Here is a 15,206-nt window from a genome sequence, read left to right on the forward strand (position 1 = left end):
GTGGGTTTATTTAAAATCGCTCAGGCAATTTATTGATGGAAGTAAGATACCCTCCGCGTTCAAAATCAATATACCCTCCTTTTTTTAACGCAGATACAACATTTAAAACACTGCTGCGCGATAAGTGGGTCCGATCCTGAATATAATCCAAAATAGAAACACGCTTGCGCGTCTCTTCCGGCAACAAAATCATCTCTTCGAGGTGGTTACGTATCACTGAATAAGTACGCTGCTGTACGACTAAATCATCACGATAAAAGAGATAACCCGTATGATATGAAAGCACTGCCGCCGCATCTTCCCACAAGCCTTGTTGATGAAAGAGTTCTCGTGCTTTATCGGCATCGACGCGTAATAAGATTGATTCAGCTTCAGCGCGCAATAAATGGCCGTGTACCGGTTGGATCATTTCGGCAATACCGAACAGATGGGGTTCATAGACGGTCACGATTAACAGACCATCAGAAGAACGTAAAATGGACAGCTCCCCTTGCAAAAAAAGGTAGAGTTGAGGCTTATTCTTGTATTTCCACATGATACGCCGCCGCGGCACAACCTTCATCTTTTCTGCAATCGGTTCAAGTGCTTGCATTAAACGTTGTATGCTTTGTTCTGGGCGTACCGGAGGTGAAATTTGCATAATCAAACCTGTATTATTTAGATTGAAAACAATATGCTTTTACCTATATTCCATGAAGGTAGTACAGATTCATATTAAAACCATAAATAGCTCAATAATAAAAGTACAAATTTGTTTTTATTTAAACGAGCGTGTGTGATACGACCACCAGCAGACGGTTACCAGACACTGTCGGATAGATAATCCGCTATGGTGACTATTAACAATGCGTGAGATATTTAATCGGGAATAACGGCGCTAGAATTGATAGCTGTAGTTGACACTGGCAAACCATAACCACGGGTTCTTATACTGGCCTGCAAAGATATCAGATTTGACGTTGGACGACTGCATGTGCAAGTACTCAACGGCAACGCCAATATTGCTGGCTGGCGTAATCTGGTACTGTGCACCGGTGGCAAGTCGCCATTCATCGCCGGTTGGCATCGAAAGCGCTACATCACTTTGCGATTTGTACGGTGAACTGTCATACGCAATACCGGCATTAATGCGCCACTGCTCATCGGGATGATATTGCACGCCCAACGCTGTATGCCATGTATCTTTCAGACGATTATCACGATCGCTTTGCTGACCATTTATTGTAATCTGCGGGCTGCCAAACTGACTCCAGTCCTGCCAGCCAAGATCGCCCATCACTGACCATTGACAGTTGATATCGTGAACCAGACTAAACATCACCTGCTGCGGAGCACGGACCTGTGTGGAGATCGGCAGATCATATCCAATATTAGGTATATTGGGAAAACGCGCTGTCCCGTCTATATTAAAATGATAATCAGTCTTGCTGGTCCAGGTTATACCCGCCCGAGTATTGTCAGTTATGTCCATTAATAACCCAAGGTGGTAATTCATCGCCCAGTCATGATCGCTTTGTTTCTCATCGTGGCCATCGACATCTCTGCTTAGCGACAGAAAACCATAGTTTAGCCCTGCAGCTGCGCCAACCGACACCTTATCACTTAGTTTCCATGCAACGGCGGGACTCAGCGTCATCGCAACCATGGTACTTTGTTTAATTAACCGAGCCCCTGCCCAGTTGCCGAAGTCGATACCTAACCCATAGTTGCCGTACAAACCCAAACCGGCAGAAACGGTATCACTCAGCCGTTGCGTATAAAACATGCTGGCATTGGGGAAAAGCGTCATTACATTACCGGGGCTTTGTCTGCCATCTGTCGTATTATTCAGCGTATAGGGTATATCTCCGCCCATCGCCTGTAATCCTCCGGTGACCATATGGTCAGGTAAACGAGTCATCCCCGCAGGGTTAGTTAACAGCGTAGAGGCATCCTGAGCACGAGCGGCCTGCCCTGCACCAGCCAGTGCGGTATCCTCCGTTCCGATTTCATAGAAATAGAGCGCACTGGCGTGACCGACCGATGAAAAGATCATCCCGGAGAGAAAAATTATATTTTTTTTCATTGTATTACCTGTTTGCAGAGGTCGTTCTTTACTAAACGTAGGGTCAGCTATCACACGGTATTGATTTATGCTAATAGCATAATCAGGCATCAGGAATGATGTCGTGTTAAATTTTATCCAATATTAAATTTTATAATTCAACACAACGACATCTTAAAATTCGACTTAATGAGAACTCTTCTTAATAAGTGATTTGACATAAATTCTAATGTAAAGAAATGAAAATTTAATCTTTTCATAAAAAAGTATGAGTGAAGTCGCCAACGGAAAAACCATAGTTATGATCATCACATAACTGTAATATGCGGTTTAAAAAGTAAAACCTTTACAGCCTTGAGGAGACCTTGTCTTCTCAAAACTTCGCGTCTCAAATATGTCTTTGATTTCAATGGGATACGATGATCGTTAACCTCTAAAACCTAATATATAAGTGAGGTGAATATCTTATTGTGCTAACTAATCCTCAGGAGAATAACGCTAATCTGGTCATGGATACATCATTTTTAAAATATGGACTTTTAATCATGCAATAACAATCAGGTATCTGATACGACTCATTCTTCTGTCATTTTTTGTAAGCGGAAGAAAAGAGTGATGATAGCTAATACAGGTAAAGATAGGGGTAATGACTTATGGCCTCACAATATGACTTTACTGTCACTCTGCACGATCTTGCTTTTATTCTTAAGCAGATCAAAATATCCGAAGCGGCAACTAACCCGGATGGCAGCGTTAATGCTGAATTGCTTAGAGAATTAGTTTCCAGTCCGCTATTGCCTTATGGACTTCGCACGGTAGATGGTTCATGGAATAATCTTCTACCGGGTCAGGAGTTATATGGCTCTGCCGACCAGACAATGCCGAGATTAACCGCGTTAAACTGGCAAGATGCGGACCAAATGACCAGTTATATCCAAATTGGTGGCACCGTTATTGATGCCGACCCACGTATTATTAGTAACTTAATTTCCGATCAAACGGCATCTAACCCAGCCGCGCTGGAGGTATTTAACGCGTTAAAAGATGCTCCCGGCGGGGGGACTATTACAGGAGACGGAGAAACGTTATCCATTCCTAACCAGTCTCCCGATATCGGTCTCTCCCCTGCTTTTAACGGCTGGATGACCTTCTTTGGCCAGTTTTTTGACCACGGTCTGGATTTGATTCCCAAAGGAGGCAACGGTATCGTTTTCATTCCGCTACAGCCGGATGACCCTTTATATGTGGAAGGGTCGTCAACAAACTTTATGCTATTAACCCGGGCAACGGTGGATGAAAATCGAGAGACAGTAAACCTGACGACCCCCTTCATCGACCAAAACCAAACCTACACCTCCCATCCTTCACATCAGATTTTCATCCGCGAATACGTCATTATTGATGGGAAACCTGAGCCTACCGGGAATTTATTAGGCGGTGCGAACGGTGGACTGGCGACCTGGGCCGACGTTAAAAACCAAGCTGAAACTCTGCTTGGCATTAAACTCACCGATCAGGATGTGTTTAATGTTCCCCTGCTGGCTACGGATCGCTATGGTAATTTGATTTTAAGTGAAAATGGAAAGGTACAGATTGTTACCACCGGGGGACTGGTTGAAGCCAACGGCGGTCTGTTGCCTGAGGGAACATTCCGCACCGGACATGCGTTTCTTGATGATATTGCGCATACTGCCGCGCCAAAAGCGGGTCTGCTGGCAGATGATGACACTGCGATTGGGGGCGAAGGAGCGCAACCGGCAGGAACCTATGATAACGAACTGCTCGATCGTCACTTTATTACCGGTGACGGGCGTGGGAACGAAAATATAGGTTTAACCGCGGTGCACGCCGTTTTTCACAGCGAGCATAACCGTCTGGTTGAGCAATATAAAACAACACTGCTGGAAACCGGTGATATCGACCTCATTAATCAGTGGTTGATGCCCAATCATCAAATCACGGAATTACCTGCCGATACCAGTACGCTGGTATGGAACGGTGAGTACCTATTCCAGGCAGGTCGTTTCTTCACGGAAATGCAATATCAGCACCTCGTATTCGAGGAGTTTGCCCGTACCGTACAACCCGCCGTCGATCCGTTTGTTTTCTCCAACACGGCGGATATAAACCCGATGATCTTTGCCGAGTTTGCGCATGTGGTTTACCGTTTCGGGCATTCAATGCTGACAGAAACCGTGGCGCGCACCGACATTGATATGCAAAGCGGCGATATTGACCTGATTTCAGCATTCCTGAATCCGGTAGCATTTAATCAAATCAACGGGGCCACCGTCACGGACGATCAGGCTATTGGCGCAATTGTGCGTGGTATGACGCGTCAGGTGGGTAACGAAATTGATGAATTTATTACCGATGCTCTGCGTAATAATCTCATCGGCCTGCCCCTCGATTTAGGCGCGCTTAATATAGCCCGTGGCCGTGACACCGCAATGCCGACGCTGAACCAGGCCCGCGAGCAGTTTTTTGCATTAAGCGGTGATAGTCAACTGAAGCCTTATACCAGTTGGGCTGACTTCACTACCTACCTGAAAAATCCCGCTTCAATCATTAACTTTATGGCCGCCTATGGTCAGCATGAGCTGATCCTCAATGCCACCAGCCTTGAAGGTAAGCGTGCAGCGGTAAACTTCCTGTTGTTTGGTGATGCTAACAATGCCCCGCCTGCGGATGCGATGGATTTCTTTAACAGTACCGGAGCGTGGGCAACCAAAGAGACCGGCCTGAATATGGTCGATTTCTGGATTGGCGGGCTGGCAGAGCGCAAAAATGAATTTGGCGGTATGCTCGGCTCAACCTTCAACTTCGTCTTTGAAACACAAATGGAAATGCTTCAGGACGGCGATCGTTTCTACTATCTGAGCCGCGTTCAGGGATTGAACTTGCTCAATGAACTGGAGGCCAACTCGTTTTCCGCACTAGTAATGCGTAACAGCGATCTTGGTGATGAGGGGTCCTCCCACCTGCCCGCAAATCTGTTCCAGACACCGGACCATATTTTTGAAGTGAACCGCGTGCTGCAAACGGAAATCGACCCGAAATGGGGAAATCCACTGAAGGATCTGCTCTCGCCGTTGTTGGTGCGTCGCGACCCAGGTGTGGATGTTGACGGCGATAGTTTTGCCGATGGCGGGTATCTGAAATATACCGGCGATGGGCATGTGGTGCTTGGAGGGACGGCAGGCAATGATACGTTAATCGGCGGTAAAGGGATCGACAGTCTGTGGGGTGATGGCGGAGATGACCGACTGGACGGCGGCGACGAAGCAGACGTGGTCCATGGTGGTGACGGTGATGACATTATTACCGATACCGGTACGCCCGTTGGTGATGCGGACTTCCTGCACGGTGATGCCGGACATGACGTTATCTTCTCCGGTAACGGAAACGATCTGGTCTTTGGTGGCAGTGGTAGCGACTTCGTGGTGGTCGGCGAAGATGCACAGGAGGTCTTCTCGGGTCAGGATAACGACTTTGCGCTTGGCGGCTCGGGTGGTGATTTCCTGATGGGCAACGAAGGCGATGACTGGCTGGAAGGCGGTGACGGGTTTGACACGCTGGCGGGTGACAACTCCGAGTTGTTCTTCAACAGTACCATTATCGGTCACGATGTCCTCAACGGTCAGGGTAACGACACCGACTACGATGGCGAAGCCGGTGACGACATCATGGTTCAGGGCGCGGGGATCCAGCGCAATAATGGCATGGCCGGTTTCGACTGGGCAATCCATAAAGGCGACCCAAATGGCGCTAACTCTGACCTTGGGATCCCTATTTTCGTCAACCAGCAGGAGTTTATTCTACGCGACCGTTTTGATCTTGTTGAAGGGCTGTCGGGCTGGAAATACGACGATATCCTGACCGGGACAGAACAGCCGATAGGTACTGCGCCTGTTCAGGGCGTTCCCCTCTCTAACAACCTGACCCAGGAAGGTGCGGATCGGATCACCGGTTTACAGGCTATTCTCGGCGTAGAGCGTTCTACAAATCCGGACGCGGTGCTCCTGAATCCTGATGATGGTAGCGATATTTTACTCGGCGGTGGCGGTAGCGACCGCATTATGGGTAAAGCCGGTAACGATATCATTGATGGTGATGCATGGCTCAACGTGCGTATTGCCGTTACGGGTATGGCAGGACTCACCAGCGCCGAAGGAATGGCCGAACTGAAATCGTACATGCTGGCCGGCACGCTGAAACCGAATCAGCTGTCGACTGTGCGAGAAATCCTGCATGAAGGTAACGGCACGGAAACTGACGTCGCGGTGTACCGTGATGTCAGCAGCAACTATGTCTTTACCCGTATGGCGGACGGTAGCCTGCGCGTCGATCACGCCACGCCGGATGCCGCGCTGAACCTGAATGATGGCATCGATCGCCTGTTGAACATCGAAAAGCTCGAGTTTGGCGATGGGAAGCAGCTGTGGGTGACGGGGCAACAAGCGACGGGCGATCTTACCATCAGTAACCCTAACCCTTCGGTGGGCGACCTGCTGCGCGTCAACGTGGCGAACTTGCTGGATGGTAACGGGCTTGCGGCGGATGTGGCCATCACCATGACCTGGCAGGCATTCGTCAACGGCCAATGGCGAGATCAGGCAACCGGCGTTGAGTTCAGAGTGCCTGGTGCTATTCAGGGCGCACCGCTGCGTGTGGTAGCCAGCTTTAACGACCGCATGGGTGACGCTGAAACACTGGTGTCGGCACAAACTCAGGCGATCCTACCGCGAAATCAGGCCACGACCGGTGTGCCGGTAATTAACGACCTCACCCCAACTGAAAGCCTGACGCTGACCGCAGTGGTTTCAGGCATTGCTGACGCCGATGGTCTGAGCGGCGGTAATTTCACTTATCAATGGAGAATGAGTTCGCCAACCGGATTCGTCAACATTAACGGTGCGACTTCCGCCACCTATACGCCGGGTCAGGCTATGGTTGGCAGAACGTTGCAGGTGGTCGTTACCGTCGTCGACGATGAAGGCAACCCCCCTGTTGTCCTGACGTCGACCACCACCCAGCCCGTGGGCGATCTGATTGTGGGTACCAACGGGGCTAACACCCTCGTCGGTACTGCCTGGAGCGATATCCTACGCGGTGAAGGCGGTAATGACACCTTACTCGGCGGTGCAGGTGACGATCTGCTCATTGGCGGTGCGGGAAACGACAACCTCTCTGGTCAGGCGGGGCAAGATATTCTGCAAGGTGATGCCGGTAATGACACGCTTGATGGCGGGCTTGGTGCCGACAGTATGACCGGCGGCACGGGCGATGATACCTACATTGTTGATGATTTCGGTGATGTAGTTATCGAAGGTGTGAATGGTGGCACGGACGTTGTCCGAACCAACCTCAGCAGCTACGACCTCACCGATAACGTGGAAGAACTGGTATTTACCGGCAGCGGTAGTTTTATCGGTACCGGTAATGCCATTGCGAACACCATTACGGGAGGGACCGGTAACGATTATCTGTTCGGCATGGGCGGTAACGACCAGTTGTTTGGTGGTATCGGGAATGACTTCCTCGATGGCGGAGATGGCGCTGATAACCTGCAAGGTGGAGTTGGCAACGACGTCATGATTGGCGGCGCGGGCACGGATACCCTCTCCGGCGGTAGCGGGGACGATATTCTCAATGGTCAGGAAGGTAATGACATTCTGGACGGTGGTGCCGGTAGCGATATCTTTGCCTTTGGCGCCAACTTTGGGCAGGACCGAATTACCGGTTTTGACAGTAACCCCAACGGCGGGCAGGACTTCCTTGATCTCGTCTTGTTAGGTATCAACGCGGGTAATTTTGCCAGCAGCGTGTCTATCACCGGAAACAATGGCAACACCATTGTGACTATCGGTACAGATACCATCACATTGGTGGGCGTCAACTCAACCACCGTGAATATTGGTGACTTTTATCTGGAAATGCCCACTACCCTTGCCAGCAACAATGGCAATAGTTCATTGATCGTATAAGGAGAAGACTATGTCGCGCCAGCATACGCCAACAGAACTGAATGATGCATTAAAGGGAACGAAACCCACTTTTCTGATGCTGTTGTTTTTTAGTTGTGTGATTAATATGCTTATGCTGGCGCCGGCAATTTATATGCTACAGGTTTACGACCGTGTGCTGGTCAGTAAAAATACCACCACGCTGTTAATGTTAACCTTATTGATTGTCGGCTTGTACATCGTTATTGCCATGATTGAATCTGCCCGCGCGCAGGTTATGATCAGACTTGGCAACCGGCTTGATATAAAGCTAAGCCAGTTGGTCTTTAACGCAGCCTTTAAAAGAAAGATGGTTACCGGCGATAACAACCCGGCGCAATCTTTAGCCGAGCTGGATCAGGTTCGTCAGTTTCTTTCCGGGAATAGTTTATTCGCCTTACTGGATATTCCCTGGACGCCGATATATCTGTTCATCGCCTTTTTGGTCCATCCCCTGCTGGGATACCTTTCTCTCGGCGGAATAACGTTATTATTCATTCTGACGCTGGTATCTGAAATCTCTACCAAGCGCCCGATTCAGCAAGCGCACGCCTTAACCATTAACAATGCCAGCAAACTGAATAAACAGCTGCAAAACGCCGATGCCATTGAGGCGATGGGTATGCTCTCGACCCTGAAGTCCAACTGGCAGGAGCAACATAACAAAGTGCTGGCACTACAAACGCAGATTGCCGACAAAACGGCCGGGTTAAGTAGCCTCAGCCGCTTTGTGCGGGTGTTGCTGCAATCTATTGCGCTGGGTGCCGGGGCTTTACTGGTGATCGGCGGCCATATTACTCCGGGCTTGATGATCGCCGCCTCGATCATTCTTGGCCGCGTCCTCAACCCGGTAGAACAAGTTATTGGCAGCTGGAAGCAGTTCGTGCAGTTTCGTAGCGCGTGGCATCAGCTCTCAACCTTGCTGAAGGAGTATCCGGCACCGAAAGAGGTACTGACCCTGCCGCGTCCGAACGGCAACATCAGCGTCGAAAGCGTCTTCGCCGCAGCCCCCGGCCAGCCTTCCCCGCTACTGCGTAATATCTCATTCCAGCTGGAGCAAGGTGAAGTTCTGGGGATTATCGGCCCCTCAGCCTCAGGGAAAACCTCGCTGGCAAAGGTTCTGGTTGGCGTCTGGAAACCGTTATCAGGGAAAGTCAGATTAGACGGCGCAGATATTTGTCAGTGGGATAAAGCGCTGCTGGGCCCGTCTATTGGCTATCTGCCGCAGGATGTGGAACTGTTTGACGGTACCATCGCGCAAAACATTGCCCGCTTCGCGCAGAATGACAGTGAGCTTATTGTCGCCGCCGCATTACTGGCAGGCGTTCATGAGATGATCCTGCGCTTGCCACAAGGTTATGACACGCTGTTGGGCGCAGGCGGATACCAGCTCTCCGGCGGGCAGCGGCAGCGTATCGGGCTGGCACGCGCCGTGTATAACAATCCTGCGTTCATCGTGCTTGATGAACCGAATGCCAATCTTGACGACGCGGGCGAAATTGCACTCGTTAAAGCCATCAATACCCTGCGTACACAGGGACAAACTACCGTCATTATCTCACACCGCCCGACACTGCTCGGCGTGGTCAATAAGGTTTTGCTGCTTAACGATGGCGCCATACAGGAGTTTGGTACCCGCGATCAGGTTTTTGCCCATTTGCGTCAGGCCAACGTACTGAAACCGGTGGCTACGCCTTCTCCATCCACGACTGAACAGCAACGTGAGGCCTGATGATGAAAAAGAATCCCCACAACACGGCATCTGCTGGTGTAGATACCAATATCTGGTCGCCGATTATCCGGGGCGTGATCGTCATTGTGCTTGGTGTCGGTAGTTTTATCCTCTGGGCCGTGCAAGCTCCATTAGATGCGGGCGTGGTCGCTGATGGTACGGTAACCGTATCGAGTAACCGCAAAACTATTCAGCATCTGAGCGGCGGTCGGGTAACGGATATCTTTATCAAAGAAGGCGACTTCGTGAAGAAAAATCAGGTTCTCGTCCGGTTGGATAAAATGCAGCTCGAAATGCGTTTTAGCGCGTTAAATGCCCAGTATATTTCTGCAAAAAGTATCGAAGATCGCCTGTTGGCAGAACGCGATGGTCTGGATGCGATCGTCTTTAATACGACGCTGACGCAGCAATTCTCTGGCAATAAACGGCTGACAGAAGTCAGAAATCTGCAGGCCAAGCTTTTCGATACGCGTCGCAAAACGATTCAGGACGAACTGTCGATGATTGAGGAGACGCTCGATGGTCTGGTTGGGCAAACGGATAATCTCAATAAAATAAAAGGCTATCGCGACCACCAGTTTTCTCTGATTAACCGGGAGTTGGGGGCTATTCGCGCGCTGAGCGAAAAGAACTATTACCCCAAAGCGCAATTACTGGTGCTGGAGCGCGAGGCGGCTGAAATATCTGGCAGCGTTTCAGAAGATATTCTTAATATTGCCAAACTGAAATCGCAGCAAAACGAATTAAAAATTAAAGCCTACCAGGTGCGTCATCAATATTTACGTGAAGTTGAGTCTGAACTGACGGAAAACCAAAAAGAAGTGGCAATGCTGGAGGATGAACTGGTGTCCACCCGTCACGAGCTGGATAACACCGAGATCCGCTCACCGATTAACGGTATCGTGCTGGATGTTAAAGTCAGTACCGTGGGCGGCGTCATTCAACCCGGCGAACATCTTATGGATATTGTCGCCGCCGGACAACCCATGCAAATTGATGCCAAAATACCCGTGCATGCCATTGATAAACTGGTCCCCGGCTTAACCGTTGATGTGCTTTTCCCTGCCCTTAACCATGCCCTGTTGCCGTCGGTTCCGGCCCGGGTTCTGACTATCTCGGCGGACCGCTTAATTGATGAAACCACTCAGCAGCCATACTACCTTGCGGAAGTACAGGTTTCAGCAGAGGGCGCGCGTTTGCTGGGCGATTACAAAATTAAAGCGGGAATGCCCGCCAGCGTGACGATCAAGACCGGTGAACGAACCCTGATGAGTTACCTGTTTAAACCGTTGATTGCCCGTCTGGAACTGGCTTTTAAAGAGTATTGAGCCATCCATTGCCGGTATGGCGTACGGCTTGTCGCGCCATACCGCTTTCTGCCGTTGCTGGCAGCTTTGCTTTCTTGTAACCTTCTTCCCGTCACACTACTGACAAAATCTGGAACCACTGAACTGGACTTCATATGAATGCTCATATTTCTAAAGACCCTTTACATGGCGTAACGCTTGAAATGCAGGTCAATTCCCTGGTTGAACGTTATGGTTGGGCTGAACTGGCGCAACACATTAATATCAACTGCTTTAAAAATGAACCGAGCGTTAAATCCAGTCTGAAGTTTCTGCGCCGTACGCCGTGGGCGCGGGCAGAAGTTGAAGCGCTGTACCTTGATTCGCTGCATGACCTGGCCTCAAACAACACCCCCGAACCGGCCTTCGATCCCTGGGCTAACAGCCGCAATAAAAAGAAATAAGAGCAAAATCAGATGGCAGCATCCGGTTTCTTTTCAGGAAATTATCAGAAAAAACTGGCGAATATTCTCGCCCGTTCTCGTGCCAGACTACCGCTGACCAACATGAAATGGTTTGCTGTACTTGTGGGCAGTATGTTGTTACTTGGCAGCTGTTCTTCACAACCGCCCGGCCCCAAAACCACTCCGCTACCTCCGGTGAGCAAACCACAGCAGAGCAAGGAGCCAGTGCGCGGGATCTGGCTGGCCACGGTTTCTCGTCTTGACTGGCCGCCTATCTCATCCGTGAACATCAGTTCGCCTGCCGTACGCATCAGCCTGCAGCAAAAAGCGCTGACGGATAAGCTGGACAACCTGAAACGGCTTGGTATTAACACCGTTTTTTTCCAGGTTAAGCCCGATGGGACCGCATTGTGGAAGTCAAAGATCCTACCGTGGTCAGATACCCTGACCGGTACGATTGGCCAGGATCCGGGTTACGATCCGCTGCAGTTTATGCTCGATGAAGCGCATAAACGCGGAATGAAAGTTCATGCCTGGCTTAACCCCTACCGCGTGTCCGTAAACACCAAACCTTCGACGGTCACTGAGTTAAACAGCACGCTGTCACAGACACCGTCCAGCGTATACGTCCTGCATCGGGACTGGATCCGCACTGCGGGCGAGCGTTTTGTGTTAGACCCCGGTATTCCCGACGTGCGCGACTGGATCACCAGCATCGTGGCGGAAGTGGTTGAGAATTACCCGGTTGACGGCGTGCAGTTTGATGATTACTTCTATACCGAATCTCCCGGCTCTGCGCTCAACGACAGCCAGACCTTCAGAAGATACGGCCAGGGATTCGCCTCCAAGGCTGACTGGCGTCGCGATAACACGCAACGGCTGATTGCCCAGGTTTCGCGGACCATCAAGAAACTCAAGCCTGAGGTTGAATTCGGTGTCAGTCCTGCGGGCGTGTGGCGCAACCGTTCGCACGATCCAGCGGGCTCCGACACGCGCGGCGCGGCAGCGTATGATGAGTCGTATGCAGACACCCGCCGTTGGGTGCAACTAGGTTTGCTGGATTACATTGCACCGCAACTCTACTGGCCTTTTGCCCGCGACGCAGCGCGTTACGATGTACTGGCAAAATGGTGGGCAGATGTCGTGAAATCAACCAACACCCGCCTCTACATTGGTGTAGCGCTGTATAAAGTTGGTGAACCATCGAGAAAAGAGCCGGACTGGACGGTAAAAGGCGGTGTGCCGGAACTGAAAAAGCAGCTCGATTTAAACGAATCCGAACCGTACATCAACGGCACGATCCTGTTTCGCGAAGATTATCTTAATCAACCTCAAACGCAGGAAGCCGTGACCTATATTCGTAATCGTTGGGGACGTTAATAGTTGTCCTGAGTGGGAAGTCTGAGCCAGACGCTCACGTAGCGGGTAAATTTCCCCACAAAAACGCCGGCGAACATGCCGCCTGTAATGATAGCCAGAGCGCTCATTGCGGGTTGACGTAAAACGTCGGGAGCAATGGCGTTAAGTACGCCAAGAACGTACTTAACGCCGAATGCCAGCAGCATAAATGGCAATGCGGAATAATCTGCCGGACGATGAATACTCCGCGGTGCGCTACTGCGGCTCAAACGGTCTGGGTTAATTAATATGTAGCCAATTATCGCGCCGCTGATAATACCTATCGTCCACTGGATATAGGTAATGAGGGTCGGGTCGCGATAAGTGATTAAATCGTAGATATCCCAGAACAGAAAAATAGCCGGGATCAGCGCCAGCTTTTCCAGCGTGACGGTGGCGGGTGTTCTGGCTTTAATCCCTCTGTAAAGTAGAAAGGCAAACAGCAGATACACCCAAACTGGCGTGTGTTCCAGCATACCCAAGACAAATTCAGCCATAACATTGCCCCGCTCAGATTTAATTCTTCGCTAAGTGTAGCGGCTGTATCTGCGTTACCGGGACATTAACCGACGGACATTATCATCAATTTGTTTCTGAATCGTCTTCAGCGTGGATTGCGTTATCTGATCGTGGTATTTGTCCCTGGCGATAGCGCTCAATGCCGTGGCAAAGTGACAGACTTTTTCGATTATGCCGTTCACATGGTCAGCAGATAACTCAGCTTCCTGAACGCCAAGCGACTGAAGGTGCTTTCTTTCGATATCCAGCGCCTCTCCCAGTACGTCCATTTGGTGATACCCGCCAGGCCCTTCGCACCAGGTGACATCGTAAGCCGGAGCCAGAGTCCAGTTTCCATCGGCTGACATTAAATAGGCAAAATTCTTCGGATGATCGTCGCGGTTGTTAAAAGCCACGTTGAAAACCACGCGTTCGAACGCTTTTGCCTTTTCTCTGACATCATTGGTACAAATCTGCGTGGCGCGCAGAAAATCCCGGTAGTCTAAAGCGCCGGGTATCTGGTAATTTGCCCCGGTAAGTGCCGCCAGGCTCTGCATAGGAATACGTATCGACTGGTCACGGTCGAAACGGCGAGTGGCAAATGCCGCCTGTCCGCCGGGCAGATTGAAATACGCAGTATCGGGCGTGGTGATCCCACATTGGCGCAAGCATTCAGCATAAACCGCTTCGATGGCACATACCTCAGCATGCTCATGCCTGGCGGGAAATTTTATCAGCCAGCTTTCGCTCCCGGGTAGCGGCGCCGTGGTGAATTTAGGCGTGACAGTGTCACGATAAAGTAACGCCTTAGGCCTTGCTCCCTGTGGCGAACCGCCCATCTGGAGTAGTTTTTGCAAGAATTCCCCGCCTTCGCCGCTCAGGACTTCCTGAACCTCAGCGGCCAGTTGTGCGAGAGGAACATCCTCTTTTGACAGCGTCTCGGCATCTGACTGAACGGGCTGGAATGTCATGGCGCCCATCGCGTTGTTGCCGACCCAGGTTAAGCGCTCCAATGGACCAATGCGTGCTGCGTTGAGCCCGCGGCGTTTAAATAGTCGGTCCATCAACAGCATACCCCAGCCATCTGGAAGCGAATCATAGACTGGCCCAGGTAATCCCAGCTGATGAGCCGGGAAATCCCTGCGTAAACGGGGACCGTTCAGCGGTAACATCAGTCGGGACAGTTCCAGCCCCTTACGTAAGGCCTCTTCACTGTATTCAAAGGCGATCAACGGACGTCCGGTCAGGGCTGTGGAAGACACCAGTTTGCCCCACAGCCATTTCTCACCCCAGCCTTCATAGAAGACATCAACTTGCTCAGGCATCAGAATTTTTCCTTTTGATCCGCTGACGTGCCGCGCTCTTTTCGTAACGCAAAATATCATCCAGACTATCAATCCTGGGTTTGAATAACCCCTCCAGCGCATCGCCATAGCCTAACACCATCGCGACTTTGACCAGATTCTCAAATCCTACATTTTTCCCCGCTTCCAGATTCGACACGGTATTCACACCGACCCCTGAACGCGCGGCAACATCAGCCTGCGTCATTTGCCGGGCGAGTCGTTCTTTACGCAATCTGTCGCAAAGTAGTTTGACGATATCGGCTGCAGTATTTAGCGTTAAATCCATAATATTGGCTCTTATTGGGATAAAAACGACTTTACACCCAATATTATAGAGTTAAGTGGGGAATGATTCAAAGTCTTATAAGACACAATAAAAAGGAGTTAAACCGGAAAATCTTGCTTAAGGGACATTATACTGGAGTTATCCGGG

At 50.5% G+C, this 15,206-nt stretch carries 10 protein-coding genes; 5 read left to right on the top strand and 5 right to left on the bottom strand.

Going from position 1 to position 15,206, the window contains the following annotated elements; genetic code table 11:
• Positions 1-10: 10 nt before the first annotated feature.
• On the bottom strand, positions 11-640 hold the full coding sequence (locus tag BZK40_RS01695; RefSeq protein WP_079934037.1) for a winged helix-turn-helix transcriptional regulator: 630 nt from the start codon (positions 638-640) through the stop codon (positions 11-13).
• Positions 641-877: 237 nt separating this feature from the next.
• Positions 878-2,065, bottom strand: a complete 1,188-nt coding sequence (locus tag BZK40_RS01700) for an OmpP1/FadL family transporter (RefSeq protein ID WP_079934038.1) — start codon at positions 2,063-2,065, stop codon at positions 878-880.
• Positions 2,066-2,697: 632 nt separating this feature from the next.
• On the opposite strand from BZK40_RS01700, the gene BZK40_RS01705 reads away from it, so the two are divergent.
• The 5 genes from BZK40_RS01705 to BZK40_RS01725 all read left to right on the top strand — a co-directional run bounded on the left by BZK40_RS01705 (position 2,698) and on the right by BZK40_RS01725 (position 12,911).
• Positions 2,698-8,031, top strand: coding sequence for a peroxidase family protein (locus tag BZK40_RS01705; RefSeq protein WP_079934039.1), 5,334 nt, complete (start codon positions 2,698-2,700; stop codon positions 8,029-8,031).
• Positions 8,032-8,041: 10 nt separating this feature from the next.
• Positions 8,042-9,781, top strand: a complete 1,740-nt coding sequence (locus BZK40_RS01710; RefSeq protein WP_079934040.1) for a type I secretion system permease/ATPase — start codon at positions 8,042-8,044, stop codon at positions 9,779-9,781.
• Positions 9,781-11,109 carry an HlyD family type I secretion periplasmic adaptor subunit gene (locus BZK40_RS01715; protein WP_172111131.1) on the top strand — a complete coding sequence of 443 codons (1,329 nt, stop codon included), beginning with the start codon at positions 9,781-9,783 and terminating at the stop codon, positions 11,107-11,109. Before BZK40_RS01710 ends, BZK40_RS01715 begins: the two co-directional genes overlap by 1 nt.
• 134 nt (positions 11,110-11,243) lie before the next feature.
• Positions 11,244-11,531, top strand: a complete 288-nt coding sequence (locus tag BZK40_RS01720) for a VF530 family protein (protein WP_079934041.1) — start codon at positions 11,244-11,246, stop codon at positions 11,529-11,531.
• Between the two features lie 12 nt (positions 11,532-11,543).
• Positions 11,544-12,911, top strand: a complete 1,368-nt coding sequence (locus tag BZK40_RS01725) for a glycoside hydrolase family 10-like protein (protein ID WP_048235369.1) — start codon at positions 11,544-11,546, stop codon at positions 12,909-12,911.
• Here the strand turns inward: BZK40_RS01725 and BZK40_RS01730 are convergent.
• The 3 genes from BZK40_RS01730 to BZK40_RS01740 are packed head-to-tail and all read right to left on the bottom strand — an operon-like array spanning position 12,908 to position 15,059.
• Positions 12,908-13,426 carry a hypothetical protein gene (locus tag BZK40_RS01730; RefSeq protein WP_071446395.1) on the bottom strand — a complete coding sequence of 173 codons (519 nt, stop codon included), beginning with the start codon at positions 13,424-13,426 and terminating at the stop codon, positions 12,908-12,910. The genes BZK40_RS01725 and BZK40_RS01730 overlap by 4 nt on opposite strands.
• 54 nt (positions 13,427-13,480) lie before the next feature.
• A complete protein-coding gene (locus BZK40_RS01735; protein WP_079934042.1) occupies positions 13,481-14,752 on the bottom strand; it encodes a type II toxin-antitoxin system HipA family toxin in 1,272 nt (423 codons plus the stop codon).
• Positions 14,745-15,059, bottom strand: a complete 315-nt coding sequence (locus BZK40_RS01740) for a helix-turn-helix domain-containing protein (RefSeq protein WP_032943458.1) — start codon at positions 15,057-15,059, stop codon at positions 14,745-14,747. The genes BZK40_RS01735 and BZK40_RS01740 overlap by 8 nt, the downstream gene beginning before the upstream one ends.
• Positions 15,060-15,206 lie beyond the last annotated feature (147 nt).

The organism is Citrobacter portucalensis (assembly GCF_002042885.1).
Taxonomy (GTDB): domain Bacteria; phylum Pseudomonadota; class Gammaproteobacteria; order Enterobacterales; family Enterobacteriaceae; genus Citrobacter; species Citrobacter portucalensis.

Excerpts from the sequence above, each read along its gene's own strand:
- BZK40_RS01725 (WP_048235369.1), top strand. The coding sequence starts at position 11,544 with ATGGCAGCATCCGGTTTCTTTTCAGGAAATTATCAGAAAAAACTGGCG.
- BZK40_RS01695 (WP_079934037.1), bottom strand. The coding sequence starts at position 640 with ATGCAAATTTCACCTCCGGTACGCCCAGAACAAAGCATACAACGTTTA.
- BZK40_RS01705 (WP_079934039.1), top strand. The coding sequence starts at position 2,698 with ATGGCCTCACAATATGACTTTACTGTCACTCTGCACGATCTTGCTTTT.
- BZK40_RS01735 (WP_079934042.1), bottom strand. The coding sequence starts at position 14,752 with ATGCCTGAGCAAGTTGATGTCTTCTATGAAGGCTGGGGTGAGAAATGG.
- BZK40_RS01700 (WP_079934038.1), bottom strand. The coding sequence starts at position 2,065 with ATGAAAAAAAATATAATTTTTCTCTCCGGGATGATCTTTTCATCGGTC.
- BZK40_RS01710 (WP_079934040.1), top strand. The coding sequence starts at position 8,042 with ATGTCGCGCCAGCATACGCCAACAGAACTGAATGATGCATTAAAGGGA.
- BZK40_RS01720 (WP_079934041.1), top strand. The coding sequence starts at position 11,244 with ATGAATGCTCATATTTCTAAAGACCCTTTACATGGCGTAACGCTTGAA.
- BZK40_RS01715 (WP_172111131.1), top strand. The coding sequence starts at position 9,781 with ATGATGAAAAAGAATCCCCACAACACGGCATCTGCTGGTGTAGATACC.
- BZK40_RS01740 (WP_032943458.1), bottom strand. The coding sequence starts at position 15,059 with ATGGATTTAACGCTAAATACTGCAGCCGATATCGTCAAACTACTTTGC.
- BZK40_RS01730 (WP_071446395.1), bottom strand. The coding sequence starts at position 13,426 with ATGGCTGAATTTGTCTTGGGTATGCTGGAACACACGCCAGTTTGGGTG.